Origin of the sequence: Streptomyces erythrochromogenes, assembly GCF_040684695.1 — a bacterium.
Lineage (GTDB): Bacteria > Actinomycetota > Actinomycetes > Streptomycetales > Streptomycetaceae > Streptomyces > Streptomyces erythrochromogenes_C.
Genome location: NZ_JBFBGM010000019.1, coordinates 18,801 through 36,683, shown reverse-complemented (window position 1 = coordinate 36,683; position 17,883 = coordinate 18,801). Strand labels below are relative to the sequence as shown.

21 protein-coding genes are annotated in these 17,883 nt (G+C 71.4%); 9 read left to right on the top strand and 12 right to left on the bottom strand.

Annotation, left to right across the window (positions count from 1 at the left end):
• Window positions 1–113 precede the first annotated feature (113 nt).
• The gene (locus AB0O53_RS25510; RefSeq protein ID WP_365198505.1) at window positions 114–1,628 is read left to right on the top strand and encodes an FMN-binding glutamate synthase family protein; all 1,515 of its coding nucleotides are present in this window, start codon (window positions 114–116) and stop codon (window positions 1,626–1,628) included.
• 196 nt (window positions 1,629–1,824) lie between these two features.
• Window positions 1,825–2,643 (top strand): YwqG family protein, encoded by an 819-nt coding sequence (locus tag AB0O53_RS25505; protein ID WP_350995444.1) that lies wholly within the window; start codon window positions 1,825–1,827, stop codon window positions 2,641–2,643.
• 26 nt (window positions 2,644–2,669) lie between these two features.
• Here the strand turns inward: AB0O53_RS25505 and AB0O53_RS25500 are convergent, their stop codons facing one another.
• Genes AB0O53_RS25500 through AB0O53_RS25490 form a run of 3 tightly spaced genes read right to left on the bottom strand, consistent with a single transcriptional unit; the run spans window position 2,670 to window position 4,402 of the window.
• Window positions 2,670–3,128, bottom strand: a complete 459-nt coding sequence (locus tag AB0O53_RS25500; RefSeq protein ID WP_350995443.1) for a DUF5990 family protein — start codon at window positions 3,126–3,128, stop codon at window positions 2,670–2,672.
• 33 nt (window positions 3,129–3,161) lie between these two features.
• Window positions 3,162–3,878: a hypothetical protein gene (locus AB0O53_RS25495; RefSeq protein WP_350995441.1), complete on the bottom strand. Its 717-nt coding sequence runs from the start codon at window positions 3,876–3,878 to the stop codon at window positions 3,162–3,164.
• Window positions 3,875–4,402, bottom strand: coding sequence for a hypothetical protein (locus AB0O53_RS25490; protein ID WP_350995439.1), 528 nt, complete (start codon window positions 4,400–4,402; stop codon window positions 3,875–3,877). The genes AB0O53_RS25495 and AB0O53_RS25490 overlap by 4 nt, the downstream gene beginning before the upstream one ends.
• A 97-nt stretch (window positions 4,403–4,499) precedes the next feature.
• Here AB0O53_RS25490 and AB0O53_RS25485 point away from each other — a divergent pair, with 97 nt between their 5' ends.
• Together AB0O53_RS25485 and AB0O53_RS25480 are read left to right on the top strand one after the other, a co-directional pair.
• A complete protein-coding gene (locus tag AB0O53_RS25485; RefSeq protein ID WP_365198501.1) occupies window positions 4,500–4,835 on the top strand; it encodes an ankyrin repeat domain-containing protein in 336 nt (111 codons plus the stop codon).
• 35 nt (window positions 4,836–4,870) lie between these two features.
• Window positions 4,871–5,374, top strand: a complete 504-nt coding sequence (locus AB0O53_RS25480) for an NUDIX hydrolase (protein ID WP_350995435.1) — start codon at window positions 4,871–4,873, stop codon at window positions 5,372–5,374.
• Here the strand turns inward: AB0O53_RS25480 and AB0O53_RS25475 are convergent.
• Window positions 5,371–5,817 (bottom strand): MarR family winged helix-turn-helix transcriptional regulator, encoded by a 447-nt coding sequence (locus tag AB0O53_RS25475; protein WP_351001972.1) that lies wholly within the window; start codon window positions 5,815–5,817, stop codon window positions 5,371–5,373. The genes AB0O53_RS25480 and AB0O53_RS25475 overlap by 4 nt on opposite strands.
• A 351-nt stretch (window positions 5,818–6,168) precedes the next feature.
• Here AB0O53_RS25475 and AB0O53_RS25470 point away from each other — a divergent pair, with 351 nt between their 5' ends.
• Window positions 6,169–6,558, top strand: coding sequence for a hypothetical protein (locus AB0O53_RS25470; protein WP_351001974.1), 390 nt, complete (start codon window positions 6,169–6,171; stop codon window positions 6,556–6,558).
• A gap of 374 nt (window positions 6,559–6,932) precedes the next feature.
• Here the strand turns inward: AB0O53_RS25470 and AB0O53_RS25465 are convergent, their stop codons facing one another.
• Together AB0O53_RS25465 and AB0O53_RS25460 are read right to left on the bottom strand one after the other, a co-directional pair.
• Entirely contained in the window at window positions 6,933–7,439 is a 507-nt protein-coding gene (locus AB0O53_RS25465; protein WP_365198497.1) for a hypothetical protein, read from the bottom strand.
• Between the two features lie 113 nt (window positions 7,440–7,552).
• Window positions 7,553–7,744 (bottom strand): hypothetical protein, encoded by a 192-nt coding sequence (locus AB0O53_RS25460; RefSeq protein ID WP_351001980.1) that lies wholly within the window; start codon window positions 7,742–7,744, stop codon window positions 7,553–7,555.
• A gap of 287 nt (window positions 7,745–8,031) precedes the next feature.
• Here AB0O53_RS25460 and AB0O53_RS25455 point away from each other — a divergent pair, with 287 nt between their 5' ends.
• Window positions 8,032–8,715, top strand: coding sequence for a hypothetical protein (locus tag AB0O53_RS25455; protein ID WP_365198495.1), 684 nt, complete (start codon window positions 8,032–8,034; stop codon window positions 8,713–8,715).
• Window positions 8,716–8,804: 89 nt separating this feature from the next.
• Here AB0O53_RS25455 and AB0O53_RS25450 read toward each other — a convergent pair whose 3' ends face one another.
• The gene (locus tag AB0O53_RS25450; RefSeq protein ID WP_365198492.1) at window positions 8,805–10,043 is read right to left on the bottom strand and encodes a tryptophan 2,3-dioxygenase family protein; all 1,239 of its coding nucleotides are present in this window, start codon (window positions 10,041–10,043) and stop codon (window positions 8,805–8,807) included.
• 324 nt (window positions 10,044–10,367) lie between these two features.
• Between AB0O53_RS25450 and AB0O53_RS25445 the strand changes: the two genes are divergently transcribed.
• Complete coding sequence (locus tag AB0O53_RS25445; RefSeq protein WP_351001986.1) at window positions 10,368–10,892, top strand: GNAT family N-acetyltransferase; 525 nt, start codon at window positions 10,368–10,370, stop codon at window positions 10,890–10,892.
• Here the strand turns inward: AB0O53_RS25445 and AB0O53_RS25440 are convergent.
• From AB0O53_RS25440 to AB0O53_RS25430, 3 genes are all read right to left on the bottom strand, one after another.
• Window positions 10,849–11,883, bottom strand: a complete 1,035-nt coding sequence (locus AB0O53_RS25440; RefSeq protein ID WP_351001988.1) for an AraC family transcriptional regulator — start codon at window positions 11,881–11,883, stop codon at window positions 10,849–10,851. The two genes, AB0O53_RS25445 and AB0O53_RS25440, sit on opposite strands and share 44 nt — an antisense overlap.
• Window positions 11,884–11,932: 49 nt before the next feature.
• A complete protein-coding gene (locus AB0O53_RS25435; RefSeq protein ID WP_351001990.1) occupies window positions 11,933–12,787 on the bottom strand; it encodes an NAD(P)H-binding protein in 855 nt (284 codons plus the stop codon).
• A gap of 67 nt (window positions 12,788–12,854) precedes the next feature.
• Complete coding sequence (locus AB0O53_RS25430; protein WP_435886672.1) at window positions 12,855–13,178, bottom strand: barstar family protein; 324 nt, start codon at window positions 13,176–13,178, stop codon at window positions 12,855–12,857.
• Between the two features lie 146 nt (window positions 13,179–13,324).
• On the opposite strand from AB0O53_RS25430, the gene AB0O53_RS25425 reads away from it, so the two are divergent.
• Complete coding sequence (locus tag AB0O53_RS25425; protein ID WP_351001994.1) at window positions 13,325–13,831, top strand: nuclear transport factor 2 family protein; 507 nt, start codon at window positions 13,325–13,327, stop codon at window positions 13,829–13,831.
• A 60-nt stretch (window positions 13,832–13,891) separates the two neighbouring features.
• Here the strand turns inward: AB0O53_RS25425 and AB0O53_RS25420 are convergent, their stop codons facing one another.
• Window positions 13,892–16,642 carry a glycoside hydrolase family 2 protein gene (locus tag AB0O53_RS25420; protein WP_365198486.1) on the bottom strand — a complete coding sequence of 917 codons (2,751 nt, stop codon included), beginning with the start codon at window positions 16,640–16,642 and terminating at the stop codon, window positions 13,892–13,894.
• 251 nt (window positions 16,643–16,893) lie between these two features.
• A complete protein-coding gene (locus tag AB0O53_RS25415) occupies window positions 16,894–17,316 on the bottom strand; it encodes a DUF1398 family protein (RefSeq protein WP_365198484.1) in 423 nt (140 codons plus the stop codon).
• Window positions 17,317–17,412: 96 nt separating this feature from the next.
• Here AB0O53_RS25415 and AB0O53_RS25410 point away from each other — a divergent pair, with 96 nt between their 5' ends.
• On the top strand, window positions 17,413–17,820 hold the full coding sequence (locus tag AB0O53_RS25410) for a DUF3224 domain-containing protein (protein WP_365198481.1): 408 nt from the start codon (window positions 17,413–17,415) through the stop codon (window positions 17,818–17,820).
• The last annotated feature ends 63 nt before the right edge of the window (window positions 17,821–17,883 follow it).

Genomic DNA, 17,883 nt, shown 5'->3' with positions numbered 1-17,883 from the left:
CGGCCCTCCCGCAAGGGCGGTGCCGGCTGGTCCCCGGCATCGCGTGGCATTTCCGCGGCGCGGGGTAGACGGCCGGCGTGAGGTTCGGCCGGTCGAGGAGAGGAACGATTGTGATGCGTGCTCGGAGCATAGGTGCGGCAGCCGCTACGGGGTTGGCGCTGGTGGCCGTCCGCGACCTCGTGCAGAAGAAGCACGCGCTGCTGAGGAACTTCCCCCTGGTGGGACACGCCAGGTATGTGCTGGAGACGATCGGCCCCGAGCTACGGCAGTACATCGTGACGTCCAACGACGAGGAGCGTCCCTTCAGCCGTGACCAGCGCAGCTGGATCTACGCGTCGGCGAAGGGGGAGAACAACTACTTCGGGTTCGGCACCGACAACGACATCGAGCACGAGCAGGGGCATGCATACGTGAAGCAGCGTACGTTCGCCGGTGCGCTGCCCGATCTGAGCGACCCACAAGCGGCGTTGCCCTCGGCCAAGGTGCTCGGCGGACCGCGCGGCCGCGCCAAGGCGTTCCGCCCGGCGAGCGTCGTCAACATCTCGGCGATGAGCTTCGGCTCGCTGTCCGGCGCGGCCGTCACGGCGCTCAACAAGGGCGCGGCGCAAGCCGGGACGATGCAGAACACCGGCGAGGGCGGCCTGTCGCCCTACCACCTCAACGGCGGGGACCTTGTCCTCCAGATCGGTACGTCGTACTTCGGCTGCCGCAACGAGGACGGGACGTTCAACCTCGACAAGCTCAAGTCCGTGGTCGCGGGAGCGCCCGTCAAGGCGATCGAGATCAAGCTCTCGCAGGGCGCGAAGCCGGGGCTCGGCGGCATGCTGCCGGGCGCGAAGGTGACCGACGAGATTGCCGCGATCCGCGGTATTCCTGCGGGCAAGGACTGCGCTTCGCCGTCGCGGCACACAGCGTTCCACGACGTGGACTCGATGCTCGACTTCGTGGAACTGTTGGCCACGGAGACCGGATTGCCGGTCGGGATCAAGAGCGCCATCGGGGAGATGGACTTCTGGGAGGAACTCGCCACGCTGATGGAGCAGGGTGAGCGGGGCGTCGACTTCGTGACCGTCGACGGTGGCGAGGGCGGCACCGGGGCGGCTCCCCTCATCTTCGCCGACTCGGTGTCCCTGCCGTTCCGCGTGGGCTTCTCCCGCGTCTACGGCGAGTTCGCCGAGCGGGGCCTGACCGACGACATCACCTTCATCGGCTCCGGCAAGCTCGGCCTTCCCGAGAACGCCGTCGTCGCGTTCGCCCTCGGCGTCGACATGATCAACGTGGGCCGTGAGGCGATGTTGTCCATCGGCTGCATCCAGGCCCAGAAGTGCCACACCGACAAGTGCCCCACCGGCATCGCCACCCAGAACCCGTGGCTGGCGCGCGGCATCGACGCGCCCTCCAAGGGCATCCGGGTCGCGATGTACCTGCGCACCCTGCGCAAGGAGTTGCTGAGGGTCTCGGGCGCCGTCGGTGTCCCCCACCCGTCGCTCATCACCCCCACCGACATAGACATCCTGAACGGCGACTACGACGCCCGCACCCTGGGGAGTGTGTACGGCTACAAGGGCGGCTGGGGCTCGCTCGGGCCGGAGCTCGCCCATGAGATAGCCGAACTGCTCACCACCTGAGCGAGCTACTCGGCCACCTGCCTTAAACCGTCATGCCCTGCGCAGCACGCCGACCGAGTGGAGCGCACCGAGTCCATCCGATGCGGTGGTGCGGGCAGTGGAGGCAGGGCGTACGGCAGGACTCCCCTCGGGGGCGCACAACCGCCTGCGTCGGTGGATGACGGCCGTCGGCAGCCGTGCACGTAGCCTGCGCCTCGTGACCCGCCGTACGCCTCCCCGACCGCTGGACGTGGAGCAGTTGTTCCCCGAGGTCGCCCCGCTCCGGAAGCGCACGGTCCGGCTGCATCCGCGGGCCGGCGCTCCCACGTACCGGGAGAGTTCGGTCGGCGGTCCACTGCTGTGGCCGCGGGATGAGCCCTGGCCCGTGTGTCCGGACCACCACCGCTCTCCGATGGTGCCGGTCGTGCAGGTGCGCGCCGCCGACGCCCTGGGCCTCGTACCGTTCCCGGCCGGGTGCGACCTGTTGCAAGTGCTGTGGTGCCCGCGGCCCCACGACGGATGCTGGGTGGTTCCCGAGGTGCGCTGGCGGGACGCGGCGGCCGTCGGTGCCGTCCGCGAGGCACCGGCGGTCGGTGGCGGGATCCCGTACGGGAGGATCCCGAAGCCGTGCGTCGTCCACCCGGAAGTGGTCGAGGAGTATCCGAGCTGGGACCTGCCCGACGAGCTGTGGGATCTGCTGGAGCCGCGGTTCGAGCAGCTGGAGGCGGAGACGGGATGGGACTACCAGTCCCACCTGTCCACCGCGCCGGGGACCAAGCTGGGCGGGTATCCGGGCTGGTGCCAGGACCCGCAGTGGCCCGACTGTTCGGGGTGCGGGCAGCGGATGGACCACCTGCTGACCGTGGAGAGCTGGGAGGCCGACGCCGCGTCCCGGCTGACGTGGGCTCCCGTGGAGGACCGGGGCGTCCGGTACGAGGACGCCGGTCTGATGCTGGGTGACGCGGGCGGGCTCTACCTCTTCGAGTGCCGGCGCTGCCCCGGGCGTCCGGTCAAGGACCGCTTCGACTGTTCCTGAGCACAGGTCTGCCGCCCGCCCTGTCTTCACGCGGCCTGTTGGGCGCTCCAGGTGATGCGGGGCGGCACGACCCGGGCGCACAAGGGGCCCCCGTAGGCGTCGGTCAGGCCGAGTCGTCCGACGAGCAGCCCGCCGCGCACCGCCGCGTCCAGTACGGGCGCGGGGACGGCGTCCAGCATCAGCTTGGCCCGCCGGAACATGGTGAAGGTGCCCGCCTCGTCGACCGCGTTCCACGACAGGTAGACGAACCGGCTGCCCGGACGGCCCTGGACGTAGGGGCCCTTGACGTCTGTCCCCGCCGGTGCGGCGAGCGCGGTGCACTCCAGGGTCCATGTCGCCGACGGGGCGTCACCGGGCTGCGGGTCGAGGAGTTCGGCCGGGCGGTCGCGGCGCTGGACCGCCACGTGGACGTTGCGGAACGGCGGCGCCCCGGAGGGGGTGAAGGCGGGGCCGGGCAGGTCGGTGGCTTCGATGCGGAGGTGCATCCCGTGATTGTCCCAGCGGACGGCCCGCAGTGGTCACTCTTCGGCCCGCCCGTGGGCGAGAACCTCCTCCCACACGTGGTCGCCGTCTGCCCAGGTCCACAGCCAGCGCCTGAGCGAGGCGGTGGCGTACCGGAGCCCGTCGTGCGGGTCCTCGCCCCGGTCGGCCGCCCAGCCGTCGGCGTCGTAGAGCAGTACAGGATGGTCGACGGCGGCCAGCGAGACGTACCACTCCATCGAGCAGCCGCCGCCGGTGAGGAAGAACCACGACGCGGGCACGGTGCCGGCTGCGCGATTGCGTTCGTACACGTCCACCGCGGACGTCCAGTCCCACAGATGATCCGGTGCACGATTGCCCCGGGCGAGGGAGGCGAGTCCGCCGTCGGGGCCGAAACCCCCGTCGGCCACCTCCGTGTAGACGCGGCGCAGCAGCCGGGGCAGGCGGCGGCCGATCGCGCGCTCCGCCTCGTCGACGTCGGCAGGGCAGAGCGGGGCGAACAAGGGGCCCCGTGGAGCGTCTGCGAAGTAGGCGGCCACTTCCTCCCGCCCGGAAGCGAGTTCGACCGTGCCGTCGCTGCCGTACGAGACGATGTCGGAGCGGATCCGTTCCACGTGGTCGGCGCCGTAGCGTTCGCGGATCCATGCCTCGGGCAGGCCGGCCCGGTCGAAGCGGAGGCCCGGGTCCCCTGCGCGGGCCCGGAGCCGGGCGATGAGCGCGTCGTCGTCCTCGGGGGCAGGCTGACTCCGCGTCACGGCTGGACCGCCCGGACGTGGGCGGCGGAGAGGTGGAGTTCGTACGGCATGGCGCAGTCGGAGGAGAGGGTCGCGACGAGGGTTCCGCAGGCGCAGAGCTGGTTCAATCCGCCGTCCGGGCCGGCTCCGCAGCAGGCGTGGGCGGCGTGCTGCAGTGCGAGGCCGCGTGCGTCGTCCGGGTTGACGACGATGTTGCCCCGCGGGCCACGCGACACCAGCGGCTTGCCGTCCGCGTTCCAGTACCCGCCGAAACGCGGCATCACCGGTCCCGGTACCTCGGCGACGACCAAGGGGGCACCGAACGGTTCCGTTTCGATCGCGTAGCGGCCGGACGGCACGGTCGCCGGCAGCGGACCGGGCTCGTCGTCCGGCGACCAGGCGTGGTACGGGGCTTCCGGCACCGCGGGCAGCGGGGTGAGCGGACCGGTCAGCGCAGCCCCGCACGCGGCGCACACGAACACCACGGCTCCGGCCCCTGCCGGCCCGCCGTCACTTCCGTGCCTCTGGTCTCTCAGATCACGCATGCACCGACCCTACGCGGCGGCTGCGAGCCGGGTTCGCCCCGGTGCGTCGCCTCGAATATCCCTGGTGCAGGTGGCGTGCCGGTTGTTGAATGCCCTGATGAGTGACTACTGGTCGCCCGCACACCAGGCGGTGGAGCTGGAGGATGCCGAGACCTTGGCCCGATTGCTGGCCGAAGGCGCCGATCCGGATGAGGTGTTCGGCAACATGACCTTGCTGACGCATGCGATCGACACCGAGGGCGACGGCGCGCTCCAGAGCGGTGAACCGCTGACCGTGCACACCACGGCGGTCCTGCTGGCCTTCGGCGCCGATCCCGAGCGGGTGGCTCCCAACGGGCGTACGCCCATGGAACAGGCCGGCCTCTACGGTCACCACCTGGCGTCGGACCTGCTGCGCGTCCACATCGCCCGGCGGGCCTCCGCAGGCCGGTGAAGGGGGCGGCGCGGGGGCTGCATAGGCTGTCGGGCATGTCCGTTCACGAGCCGTCGTACATCGTCGACCCCGGTGTCGAGGTGCCCGTTCCCGCGGCGGGCGAGGTGTGGACCGTCGGCGCCGTCATCCTCGACCGGCACGGCGCGGCCTTCGCGCAGAAACGCAGCGCCGAACGGCGGCTGTTTCCCGACACATGGGACATCGTGGGCGGCCATGTGGAGGCCGGCGAAACGCTGCTGGAGGCCCTCGCGCGCGAGGTCGAGGAGGAGACCGGCTGGCGCCTGCGCCGCGTGCGGCGCTTCCTCGGCACCAGCACCTGGACGGGGGACGACGGCGGCGGGCTGCGCCACGAGGCCGACTATCTCGTCGAGGTCGACGGCGACCTGGACGCTCCCGCGCTGGAGTGGACCAAGCACTCCGCCTACGGGTGGTTCGGCAGGGACGACCTGGTCCGCCTCAAGGAGAACCGCAGACCCGGTGAGTTCCTGATCCACGACCTCGTCGCGCGGGCGGTCGGGGCCGTCCCGGACCGCTCCTAGTCGGCGGTGGCCTGTTCCTCGTAGCGGTGCACCTCGTCGATCAGACGGTGCAGGAGGCCGCGGGTGGCGGCGATGTCCGCCGCGTCGATGTCGGCGGTCAGTACCCGGTGGATGGCGCTCGCACGGTCGGTGATCCGCTCCAGTGTGGTGCGGCCGAGCGGGGTGAGGGCCAGGAGCGGTGATCCGCGGTGGTCCGGGTTCGGGTGGAAGCCCGCGAGACCCTCGCGGACCAGGTCGTTGGCGACCCGCTGCACTCCCTGGCGGGCGATCCCCAGGCGGCGGGCGGCCCGGGCGACGGTCAGCGGCTCCTCGGAGACCACGCTGAGCAGTTGCCAGCGGGCCTGGGTCTGCCCCTCGGCCGCTGCGACGCCCTCCCCCATCCTGCGGAGCAGGCCGGCTGCCTCAAACACGTCCGCCACCAGCAGCGCCAGCTGTTCCGGCACGTCACATCCCTCCAGCAATCCCTGCAATCGACAGCACGATGACAGTTCGGGAACTTGTTGTCATTGTACGGGCGCAGGCACGGCCGGCGCGCGGGCGACGGCCGCGGAGCCGGACGACGTAGCACGTCAGCGGGAGTGCAACGTCGCCGGCACGGCCGCCCTGCGGCCCCGCTTTTGCTCGAACCAGTGAACCGCGCACGAACCGGTTGCACCGGGGGCTGGATCGCCGCTGAATGATCTGGTCCAAGGGGTCAGTGATCGTAGGCGATCGGTGAGCGCAGGACGGTGTGCCCCGGGGCCTCGTTCTCTTCTCCGCAGGCGCCCCTTGGGCCACACCACCAGGAGGAACCAGTGTCATACCCTCAAGTACTCACCCCCGAGGAAAAGCTCGCCGAAGCGAAGACGCTGTTGAGCCTCCCGCGTATCGTCGTGATCTGCGGCTCCACCCGCTTCATGACCGAGATGAACGAGGCCGATCTGCGGGAGACCAAAGCCGGAAGGATCGTCGTCAAACCGGGCTGTGACATGAAGTCGCCGCACGAACTCCGGTCCGATCCCGTCGAGGCCGCGGCGCTGAAGGTTCGCCTCGACGATCTGCACCGGGCGAAGGTCCGTCTCGCTGATGAGGTGCTCGTCGTCGGCGACTACATCGGAGACAGCACCCGAGCCGAAGTCGCCTACGCCCGGTCGCTGGGCAAGCCTGTGCGGTTCACGCACCCCGAAGTCGACCCTGACGCCTGACCGCCCGTTGTCGCCTCGGCAACCGGGGCAGGCAGCGCCCGCTCGCGATCGACCGCGGCATGCTCACCGAGTGGGTGCGCGGCGTCCGGCTTGACTCCGCGTACTACGAGCCTCCGGCGCCAATCCGCTGACCCGGGCACCGGTGTACTTTCCGTCGATGAGCACACCAGCCAAGTGCCGAATCTGCCGAAGGCCTTTCGAAATACGAAGCAGCAGCATGAGCCCTCATGTCGACCACTGTCACAACAGCCGCGAGGTGAGGGGCCGCCCACGGGCCGGCCAGGTGCACTGAGTCCGCCAGGTTCTGCTCCGCGGGGGCCAGCAGGCCCCGCAGTTCCGTCATCCTCCTCGCCGGGGTCGGGCGCGCCCTGTCATCAGGCCCGTGGCCGGGCCCAGGTCTGCAGCAGGGCTTTCCGGACGGCGGGCTCGGGTGTGCCCTCTCGGGCGGGCTCGCGTCCCCACGCCCCGGTGGCGCCCGGGTCTGCGGTCCCGGCGACGAGGCGGGCGAGCAGGTCCTGGGAGAGCGCGGCCTCCTGAGCCTCGGATCCGCCGGCCGCCGCCGCGTACACGGTCGCCTCCTGCGGGCCTGCCTCCGTCTCCAGCCGCAGTCGCATCTCGGGCTGGCCTTCCCCGATGAAGGCCCCGGCCGCGGCCGACGCCATGGACCCCAGGAGCCTCGACACGCGGCCGGCCGTGCCCGCGGTGGGCACGTCCTCGACGACGGCGGAGCGCAGCTCCGCCCAGGTCCAGGCCCGGGAATCGTCACGGTCCACGGCCTCCAGCCCGTCGGAGGTCAGCCGGACGCAGTCACCGATGGCGGTCGGCGGTGAACCCACGTACACGGCGTCCGCGGTCACCCAGAACAGTCCGACCATCACCACACGCCACGCTCCCGCTCCCGCCCGTCCCGCCGCGACGCCCCCTCCGTCCCAGCGGGCGCCTCCGCCACCTGTACCGCGCTCCCGCACCGGGGCACGGCAGACACGCCGTGGCCTCAGGCCAGGCGGGTGCTGATGCGGTACCGCATGTCCCCCGCGGCCCGGCGGATCTCCTCGGGCTGCCCGCCGTCCTCGAGCAGCCCCAGGAGCACGACCAGAGCCCGCGCCTCGTCCGCGCCGATCAGCTTCAGGCGGGGCTCGGTGACCCCGTCCAACAGTGCGTCCAGCAGGTCCACCACGTCATCCATGCCCGTACCAACGCACGACGCCCGGGTGACGTCACCCTGGCGCAGGCCCGCCCGGGCGGAGACGCAGCGGCCGCGGCGCGTGTACCGGCATCCGCTGAGGCCGCGGTCGCCCCCGCGGCGCGCCCGTACGGAGGCGAGGCCCCGGGCGGCGCGGCCGCGTCGGGCACCGGACCCTGGTGCACCGCGGGCAGGGAGCGGGACCTCTGGCCTGTTACAAGTAGCTCTTGCTTTCACTCAGGCGGTCCCTGGCATTTGCCGGTCCGCCTCGGCGCTCTCAGCCTGGAGGTATGGACAAGCCGCTGCCGGAGCGACCCGCGCCGGCGCACCCGTGGTTCGGCGGGCTGCAGACCTGGACGCCCATCATCACCAGTCTCGCGGCCCTGGGCCTCTCCATCTACAACCTTGTGGTCATCAAGCCGCCCAAGGTCGAGGTGTTCGTGCCGCACGTCCTGCGCATGGGGCAGAAGAGCACCGGCAACGCCTACTCTTTCGTGCAGCCGACCATCACCGCACCGGCCCAGACCGAGGACCTGGAGATCATCACGAAGGTGGAACTCACGATGGTGCCCACCGATCCGTCCGACCGATCCCGCGCACATTTCTGGTGGGACGAGCTGATCAAGTTCGGGGACCCCATCGAGGCGAGCTACAAGCACGCCACCGACCCCAACCCCATCCTGATCCCTCCGGACAAGCCGCAGCAGCCCATCTTCAGCTTCGTCGCAGAGGACTGGAACTTCAAGGCCGCCGACTACCAGGGGACCCTGACCTTTCACCGGCGGAGCGACGGGAAGCCCATCGTCAAGAAGTTCTGCCTGACCCTCTCGAAGAACGACATCGAGGAGTTCGGCCAGGCGAAGCGGGAAGGCTGGTGGTACCCCTACCGAAACGACGACCCCAGCGGCTGGAAGAAGCGCGGGGGCAAAGGGGACCGGCCCCGCGACTGCTACGCCCGGTGGGACGGCTACTGACCTCACCCGGTGGTCGACCGCCCTGGGCCCTGAAGGTCATGCACGAACGGCTTCTCGGCACTCTCCGCTTCCCCTGAGACCGTGCCGCTTCAGCGGGTGAAGGGCAGGTGCCGGAACAGCCGGTTCTCCAGGGCATCGGTCAGATACGGCACGCCGTCGGTGTACCCGGAACCGTGCGCGTCGCCGAGCATGCGTGCGGCGAGGCCGCGGTGGGCCGACTTCCAGCGCTGGTGACTGCTCTCCAGCCGGCCGAGCGCGGCGTCGAGGCGGCTCCAGGCCGCCCCGCCCTGCCCTCCTTCGCGGCGGAGGTCGAGGTAGGCGCGGGTGATGGTGTCGTGGGCGGGGTCCAGCGTCGCGGTTCGGACGGCGGGCACGCTCGTGAAGGCGGTCGAGTGCAGGCGCGCAGCGGGCGGCACACCGCAGAGGCTCTCGAAGCGTTTGTACTGCTCGGACTGGATGGCGCTGGCCCCCTGGGTGTAGTGGCGGAAGGCGGAGAAGTGCTCCGCCCGCATCGTGGCGACCGTGCGGAACAGCCCGGCGGCTCGCCCGAACATCGCGACCGCACCTTCTATTCGCTCCGCGCACTCTTCCGGATATCCTTCCCGCAATACCGAAACAGCCGATGCTACCTGGTCCGATATTGCGGTGAAAAGCATCTCGTGGGCCTGGAGAATGCGGATGAAGAAGTATTCGTCGTGCAGCACGTAGACCGGCTGGACCGTCACGTCGAACCACGACCAGGGGGCCGTCGCCGGCGGCCGGGGCAAGTGCTCCACGACGTCTTCCAGGCGCGTCCCACGGCTGCCGTCCAGACGGGACGGCAGGTCGCCCTCCCCTGATGCGCCGATGCCCTGGGCAACGAACCTCAAGGCGTGCCGCAGCCTCGTACTCACGGTCTCCGCGTCTGGCCGACCCCGGCCGGGCCCCTCCCGCGACCCGCCCGCCGCTCCCGTCTCGAACCGTATGACATCGGCCATGAGCAGGGTGGCCATCCGGTCCGCACCCACCTCGGAAATCCCTTCGTCCAGGAGGAGCTCCAGGACCGGCAGCGAAAGATAGGTGCGATTCCGGAAGCGGTCTTCGTGTTTGTCCAGCAGAGAGTCGAGAAAGGCGTGGAGAAAGGGGAGCCCCGCCGCATTGCGGTGGCGGATTTCGCTCAGGTGAATCAGCATGCGTTTGGGCAGGAAGTGCTTTCCCGTCCGCCGCACGTGTTCGTTGAGGGACCGGGCCAGGGCGAGGCCGTCGGATTCCACCGGAACCCGGTCGGCGGCCACCCAGCGCCGGACCGCCCGAAGGGTCGACGCACACCGCTCGTCCTGAGGAGCCATCGCCACTCACCTCTCCCGTGTCGCAGTGGGGCGGTACTGACGTCCACCACACACCACCGCGGGACCACGGGTCATGCCTCGGAAGTTCGTGTCTTGACAGCGGGAGGAGTCTGGGGTCGAGATGTCGGCCGGGACCGGAGCGCATCGGGCCGGGCGCGACGACGGCAGGGAACTTTTGCATGGTCAGACCTCCATCAGGAGTGGGGAGTCGACTACTCACCCGCTGCCTTCAAGGTCTCAGTTGGTCCCGGTCCGCGGCCTCCCCCGCCCGGGGGTGCCGTCTCCCCCGGGCGGGGGAGGCCGGGTCGGCGTTAGGGTGAGGCCATGCCCGCCATGATCGTCCCGCCGCAGCGGACCCTGCGACTGGAACCCGTCACCGCCGACAACTTCGACGCGGTGTGCGCTGTACAAGTACGCCCCGACCAGGCCCACCTGGTCTCCCCCGTGGTCAAGTCCCTCGCCGAGGCGTACATCCACCCCACCAGCGCCTGGCCGAGGGCCGTCGTCGACGGCGACGACGTCGTCGGCTTCGTGATGGCCTTCCACGACATCGTGTGGGACCCGGCCGCCGATCCGAACGACCGGCGCAGCGGCATCTGGCGCCTGAACATCGACGCCGACCGCCAGGGCAAGGGCTACGGCCGCTTCGCCGTTGGCGCCGTCGTCGAGGAGATCCTGCGGCGCGGCACACACCGGACGGTGCACGTCAGCTGGCACGCCGGCCCCGGCAGCCCCGAACCCTTCTACCTCGGCCTCGGCTTCGCCCCCACCGGCGAACTCATAGGTGAGGAACGGGTCGGCGCACTCACCCCCGCCCCGACGGCCGGGGCCGCGCCGCAGGTGCACTGAGCACCACCGTGCCCCCGGGCCCGGGCCCGGGCGCCGGCCCGGCGCCGGGCCCGGCCGTGCCCGCACGGAACGCCTGCGGACTCATCCCCCGGACCCGTTTGAAGGCCGCGGACAGTGCGAACGCGCTGCCGTACCCGACCCGGCGGGCCACCCTCTCGACCGTGGCGTCCGGCTCCCGCAGCATGTCCGCCGCCAACGCGAGCCGCCAGCCCGTCAGATAGCCGACCGGCGGCTCCCCCATCACCTCCCTGAACCGGCGTGCCAACGACGCCCGTGACACCCCCACCCGTACGGCCAGTTCCTCCACGGTCCACCCGTGGGCCGGGTTCTCGTGCAGCAGCCGCAACGCGGGACCCACCACCGGATCGCTCTGGGCCCGGAACCAGGCGGGTGCCCCGGAGTCCGCCGCCGACGGCCACGCCCTCAACACCCCGATCAGCAGGAGGTCCAGCAACCGGTCGAGCACGACCTCCTGGCCCGGCTCCTCGCTCGAGATCTCGGAGGCGAGCAGGTCGATCAGCGTCGCGTCCGCCGCTCCCGCCGGCCTGACCAGGATCTGCGGCAGTGCGCCCAGCAGCCGGCGGCCGATCTCGTTCGGTGCCTGATAGGTGCCGCTGAGCATCACCGCCGAACCTGCGTGCTGGTGGGCCGCTCCCCATGTGCGCACGCCCAGTGCCATGGACTCCGTGACGTCCTCGCCCTCCGGTGTGCTGCACCGCTGGTCCGGTCCCACCGTCACGGTCACCGGCGTGTCCGGGGCGTCGGCCACGGTGTACGGATCCGGCCCGCGCACCACCGCCACGTCGCCCGGTGCGATCAGCACCGGCTCGCCCCCGTCGGGCAGCATCCACGCGCGGCCGCGCACCATCGTGGCGACCGACAGCGGGGCACGGTCCTCGATCCGCATGGCCCACGGCGGGTTCAGAACGGACTTGAGGAGGAAGGCACCCCGGGCCTGGGGGCCTTCGAGCAGACCGGTCAACATGTCCATGCGTACATCTTCTCCACTGCCGCCTCCGACGTTGCGGGGTGACGTGCGGTCAGGCGGACGGCACGTTCCAGACGCCGGTGGCCGCCGCCTCGCGGGCGAAGTCCGCGAAGTCCCTGGGCGCCCGGCCCAGGACCTCCTGGACCCCGTGGACCAGGTGGGCGTTGCGCCCGTCCAGGATCAGGGTGAACAGCTCGGCGAAGTCCTCCGGGAGGCCGTGCTCACGGAGTTCCGCGCGGTAGGCCTCGTCCGAGACCGGTACGTAGGCGATCTCACGGCCGGTGACCGCCGACAGCTCGGCGGCGACGTCCGCGAAGCTCATGAGCCGCGGACCCGACAGCTCGTACGTCCTGCCGATGTGCCGGTCGTCGGTCAGTGCGGCCACCACGACGTCGGCGATGTCCTCGGTGTCGACGAACGCCTCGACCCCGTCCGCGGTCGGCAGGGCGATCACGCCCGCCAGCACCGGCTCCAGGAAGAAGCTCTCGTCGAAGTTCTGGTTGAACCAGCTCGCCCGCACGATCGTCCAGTCGGCACCGGAGGCCTTCAGCTTCTCCTCACCGAGCTGTGCGGCCTCCTCGCCCCGCCCGGACAGCAGCACGAGACGGCGCGCGCCGGCGGCGACCGCCACCTCGGCGAAGGCCCCCACCTGCTCGACGGCGCCGGGGAAGGCGAGGTCGGGGTAGTAGGTCACGTACACCCGGTCGACGCCTTGCAGCGCCGGGAGCCAGGTGCCGGGCTCGTTCCAGTCGAAGGCCGGCTCCCCGCGGCGGGACCCGACCCGGACGGTCCGGCCCTGGTCCGCGAGCTTCTCGGCGACCTTGCGGCCGGTCTTGCCGGTGCCCCCGATGACGAGAGTGACGGCCTGGTCGGTGGTCTGCGTGTCGTTCTTCGTCGTGTTCGTCATGACCTCAGTCAAGTCGAACAGATCGAGACGGAACATAGCCGAAAGGCTCATCCGCATACGCGAGCGTCTAAGCAGGGGTGGCGGTCAGTTCTTCCCAGCACGACCGCAGCTGTTCCTGGAGGCACGCGACACGGGCGGGTTCGCAGCACAGGACCAGGACGAGCCTGCCGAGTGCGGTGCTGTCGGGCTTCCGCGTGTACGACCAACGCCTTCCGGCGCTCAGCAGGGTCCTGAAGAGCACGAGCCGGTCGTCGGGGTCGTCCGGGAGTGCGGCATCGACGGCCTCGGCGGCCTCGGCGATCAGGACGCGGTGATCCGCGGGCAGCCAGTGCAGATCACGCAAGCAGTCGGAGAGGGCATTGCACCGCGCGACCGGGGGCGGCGTGGACACGTGTGGACAGCGGTGGGCAGTCGAGGGCGCCGGCGGGGCTGGAGAGTGGACAGCGTTCGACGCGACGGTGTGTGACGGGTGAGGCGGCGCGCCAACGCGCTCGACCGGCACCCGCACCCGCACGCCCGCTCACGAAGGAGTCCATCATGACATCCCGCCCGCTGCGTACCGTCACCGTGCTGGCCGCCGCCGCTGCCCTCTGCGGCACCGCCTCCACCGCCCATGCGGCGCAGGACGACAACCGGCGTACGCCGGGGATCGTCATGGCCTGGGCCGATGCCTGGAACGGCACCGATCCGCGGGCCCTCGGCGCCCTGTTCACCGCCGACGGCACCTACACCGACGAGGCCGTGGCCGTCACCTTCCGCGGCCGCAAGGAGATCTCCGGGTGGAAGGCCCGCGCCGACTCCCTCATCGACAACGTCCACGTCACCGTCCGCTCCACCCGCTCCGCCGGGGGCCGCGTCACCGTCCAGGCCGTCTACTCCGGCCACCTCAAGGGCGCGCCCAAGCCGTTCGCCGTACCGATGACCACCGTCCTCGACCTCGACGGGAACCGCTGCCGGATCGCCTCCGACAAGGACCACTACAGCCTGGCCACCGTCCTGCGCCAGTCCGGCCTGCCCGCCGACTGGACGCCGCCCGCCAACTGACGCCCGGCCCGGCTCCGGCAGGCCGGGCGGGAGGCCGCCGCGCTGGTGGCCCGACCTCCGTCAGGCCGCCGGGACCGTGGCCGTCGGCGTGTTCCAGCCGGAGATCCGCAGCCTGGGCGCGGCCCCGCGCAGGTCCGCCGTCCGGTAGGTGGCCGTGAGCGTGGCCGACTCCCCCGGCCAGAGGCTGACCTGGTTGTCGGTCCACCGCACCGGCAGCACCGGCTCTCCCCGCGCCCCCACCAGGTGGACGTCCGTGAGCAGGGCCGGGGTGGCGCCGGGGCCCGTACGGCGCAGGGTCACGGTCGTCGTGGACGTCCCCGAGGCGTTCGCCCTCGTCGAGGCCGTGGCGGCGACCGTCGTGCGCGCCATGGAGTTCAGCCCGCGGAGATCGGCGTAGGAGGTGGTGGGCGTGTGGTACCAGTCGCCGCGCTCGTGGTCGAGGACGTCCGCCGCGGTGGAGAGCCAGTAGACGTTGCGGCTGACTTCCCGTCCGGCCGCGTCGCGCAGGAGCAGCCTGGCCAGGTAGGTGGTGGGCAGGCCGGGCACCGTCTCGGGGAGCGTCAGCGCCGTGCTGCTCGCACCGCCGCCGGCGACGCTCAGGCCGGTCACCGTGCGGTCGTACACCCGCGTTCCGTCGGATGCGAAGAGCGTCGCCCGGGCCGTCAGTCCGATCGCCGGCGCGGTCCGGTTGTTGACGACGGACACCGCGTGGTTGTCGTAGCCGTACTGGACGTGCAGGGGCTCGTTGGCCTTCTTCGCGCCGAAGTAGGCACCGCCCTGGTCGAGGTAGCGGTCCACGAGCTGCCAGTGCAGCGAGGTCCAGCCGCTGTTGAACATCCAGTAGATGACGCCGGTGGAGGGGTCCTGGGGGTCCTTGGCGTTGCGGGAGTACGCCTCGAACTGGGCGCGCACGTTCTCGTACTGGGCGAGCTGCGCCTTGCGTACGTAGTCCTCCAGGCTCGCCGGGGCTCCGTAGCGGGCGGTGAGGGCGGCGTCGTAGAGCTCCAGCGTGTCGAAGGTGGCGGACGGGGAGCGGTGGTACTGGACTGCGGCCGGGTCCTTCCAGAGGGTTTCGAGCTCGGCCGGGGTCATCATGCGGCGGAGCGTGTCGAGGGTGGGGATGTCCGGGCCGGCGCTGGTCTCGGAGTTGAAACCGCTCGCTCCGCCTTCGCGCTTGTCGTACCAGTAGCCGGGCGGGACCCAGTCGTACGGTCCGGTCATCTTCATGCCGGAGCGGCCGGTGATCGGGGACGCGGCGTCCGCGGCGGCGGGGATCACCGGGGCGGTCCAGTCGGCGGCTTTCAGCGCGTCGAGGTATCCGCGCTCGATCTCCTCGTTCGGGGCGGCGTCGCTGCCGATGAGGAAGGAGACCACGCTGGGGTGGTGGCGCAGGCGGGCGGCTTCGGCGGCCATCGAGGCCCTGGCGACGGTGTGGTCGGCGGCGGTCCACCGCTCCCCCGCCCCGTCGCGGTTGAACTCGCCCTCCCATTTGGTGCAGCACTCCCAGCCGGGGAGGGTGAGGATGCCGTGGCGGTCGGCGAGGTCGAAGAACTCGTCGGGCTCGATGTGCCCTTCCAGCCGCAGGATGTTCAGGCCCAGGTCGAGGGCGTACTGGAGGCGGTCCTCGACGTAGGTCGGGTCCCAGCGCAGGAACGCGTCGGGTGACCAGCCGGCGCCCTTGAGGAGGAGCGGGCGGCCGTTGATCACGTACTGGCGGGCGCCGTCCGCGTTGAGGGGCGCTCGTACGTCGCGGATGCCGAAGGCCTGGTGGGCGGTGTCGGAACGGGCGCCGTGCACGGTGGCGGTGAGGTCGAGCGCGTACATCGGCTGGCGGCCCATGCGGGCCGGCCACCACACGCGGGGCGATTTCAGGCGCAGCGCCGGGTGTTCGGCGGGGGTGAGGACCACCGCCCTGGTCTCGTGGGGTGGGAGGGTGACGCGGGTGGCGACGGCCGCCCCGGCCACGGTGGCGGACACGGTCGTGGTGACGGTGGCGTCGGAGTCGTTGCGCACCCGTGCCTTGACGGTCAGTTCGGCCGAGGCCATGGACGGCATGGCCAGTGCGGTCACCACGTGCGCGTCGCGCACGGTGACGGGGCCGGCGCGGCGGACGGTGACGTCGCGGACGATGCCCATGTTCTCGTCCGGCGGCGGCTGCAGCCAGTCGAGCCAGCCCATCGTGAGGTGCTTGCGCGGATTGTTGGGCCGGATCCGGAAGGCGACCGTGTTGGTGCCCCGCCGGACGAGGGCGGTGATGTCGAACTCGTGCCGGGTGTAGGCACCGGCGACCGTGCTCGCCGTGGCGATCCGGCGGCCGTTGACGAAGACGTCGGCGGCGGAGATCACGCCGCTGAAGTCCAGGTGGGTACGGGCGGTGGTGTCGGCGACGGTGAAGTCGGAGCGGTACCACCAGGGAACGGTGAAGTCCGCGGCGGGGATCAGTTCCTGCTGGGTGGAGCGGAAGGGGTCCGGGTACACGCCGGCCGCGAGCAGCGCGGCCAGCACGGTGGAACGGGGGCCCGCGGGATACCAGCCGGTGGCCGGGTAGCCGGGGCTGGACACGGTTTCCGCCGGGTCGGCGACCTTCGCGGTGGACTGGACGGCGTAGCCGGAGAGCGGGGTGGCGCTGCCGGGTACTGCGGGCACGACGGTCGTCGCGGCCACCGTACGGGGCGCAGGCCCCGCGTGAGGGGCGGTGGGAGCCGCGGCGCCGGTGGTACCCGCGGTGAGGACGAGGACCAGGCCGGCCACGGCGAGGGCGACGGTCCTCGCATGCCGGTGGCGGTGGCGGTGGGCGAGGCGGTGGAGCACGGGGCCTCCCGCGGGACCGGGCCCGGGATCGCGTGCGGCCGCGGGCGGGCGCGGCCGATCCACGGGGGTGTGGGCTGCTCATCGGGGGTGGGGACGTCCCGCCCGCTGCGCGGCGGCCGGTCCGGAGGTCACCGAGTCTGCCACGGTCGCTGCCGCGTACGGCGGCGACAGCCCGGGCGTCGCCGAACCTCTTCCGGGACTGTCCCGAGCCCCACCCATCCGTTCCCTGTATCCCGGGTCCCGGGTCCCGCTCAGGCGAGCGCGACGGCCGGGTAGTCCTCGGTGTACGACTCGCCGTCCGCGCCGTAGTAGGTGCAGGTGCGGGCGGCGGTGTCGACGTCGTACCAGACGACGCCCGCGTTCCAGCAGCCCCGGACGAACTCGGGGAACGTGGTCTCCCCGGCCTGGTCGGCGCGCAGGGCCGCGATCAGGCCCGCCCGGTCGAAGGGCGGCACGACGGCGAAGCCGGTGACCAGCGGTTCGCCCTGGACGACGACGTTGCCGTGCCCGGTCAGGTAGAGGAAGGCGTTGGAGGGGACGGCCATGCGGCAGCGGGTCACGCCGGCCTCGCGCAGGCTCTCGGCGAGGTGGGGAAAGCCCCCGACCTTGGGCCGCACGGCCGCTCCGCGCTCGAGGGCGGCCTGCAGATGACGGATCGCATCGATTTCATTCATGACACCATGATGCCAGACAGACAACATGTTGTCGAAAGTGGACGCGCCCGCCGGATCCGCACCGCGGTTGTCAGACCCCCTCGGTACGGTCGGCACATGAGAGCTACGGCAACGTTCACCGTCACCGCGTTCGCCCCGACCGGGCTGACGCCCGAGCCGGCCGTACCCACCGGGCTGCCGGTGGGCGTGGCGACGATGGAGAAGCACTTCGAGGGAGCGGCGGCGGGCCGCTCGGCGACGCTGTTCACGTCCGCGTTCGACCACGGGACCGGCGTCGGCACCTACGTGGCCATGGAATCGTTCGAGGGCTCGCTGGACGGGCGGGAGGGGGCGTTCAACTTCGTGCACTCTGCGACGACGTCCGGCAGCGACCGCACCGCGGAGTTCTTCCACATCGTGCCCTCCAGCGGCACGGGCGGCCTGACGGGGATCTCCGGATCCGGAGGGATGGCCGTCGACGCCGACGGCACGCACCGCATCTGGTTCGACTACCTGCTCGACTGACGGAAACCGGCGACGGGCGCGGACCACCACCCGCCGTCCGTCGCCCGATCCGCCGCGACCGCG

Bases quoted from the DNA above. Each gene is read 5' to 3' on its own strand.
- AB0O53_RS25510 (WP_365198505.1), top strand. From the start codon at position 114: ATGCGTGCTCGGAGCATAGGTGCGGCAGCCGCTACGGGGTTGGCGCTG.
- AB0O53_RS25500 (WP_350995443.1), bottom strand. From the start codon at position 3,128: ATGCACCTCCGCATCGAAGCCACCGACCTGCCCGGCCCCGCCTTCACC.
- AB0O53_RS25490 (WP_350995439.1), bottom strand. From the start codon at position 4,402: ATGCGTGATCTGAGAGACCAGAGGCACGGAAGTGACGGCGGGCCGGCA.
- AB0O53_RS25485 (WP_365198501.1), top strand. From the start codon at position 4,500: ATGAGTGACTACTGGTCGCCCGCACACCAGGCGGTGGAGCTGGAGGAT.
- AB0O53_RS25480 (WP_350995435.1), top strand. From the start codon at position 4,871: ATGTCCGTTCACGAGCCGTCGTACATCGTCGACCCCGGTGTCGAGGTG.
- AB0O53_RS25460 (WP_351001980.1), bottom strand. From the start codon at position 7,744: ATGGATGACGTGGTGGACCTGCTGGACGCACTGTTGGACGGGGTCACC.
- AB0O53_RS25455 (WP_365198495.1), top strand. From the start codon at position 8,032: ATGGACAAGCCGCTGCCGGAGCGACCCGCGCCGGCGCACCCGTGGTTC.
- AB0O53_RS25450 (WP_365198492.1), bottom strand. From the start codon at position 10,043: ATGGCTCCTCAGGACGAGCGGTGTGCGTCGACCCTTCGGGCGGTCCGG.
- AB0O53_RS25445 (WP_351001986.1), top strand. From the start codon at position 10,368: ATGCCCGCCATGATCGTCCCGCCGCAGCGGACCCTGCGACTGGAACCC.
- AB0O53_RS25440 (WP_351001988.1), bottom strand. From the start codon at position 11,883: ATGGACATGTTGACCGGTCTGCTCGAAGGCCCCCAGGCCCGGGGTGCC.
- AB0O53_RS25435 (WP_351001990.1), bottom strand. From the start codon at position 12,787: ATGACGAACACGACGAAGAACGACACGCAGACCACCGACCAGGCCGTC.
- AB0O53_RS25425 (WP_351001994.1), top strand. From the start codon at position 13,325: ATGACATCCCGCCCGCTGCGTACCGTCACCGTGCTGGCCGCCGCCGCT.
- AB0O53_RS25415 (WP_365198484.1), bottom strand. From the start codon at position 17,316: ATGAATGAAATCGATGCGATCCGTCATCTGCAGGCCGCCCTCGAGCGC.
- AB0O53_RS25410 (WP_365198481.1), top strand. From the start codon at position 17,413: ATGAGAGCTACGGCAACGTTCACCGTCACCGCGTTCGCCCCGACCGGG.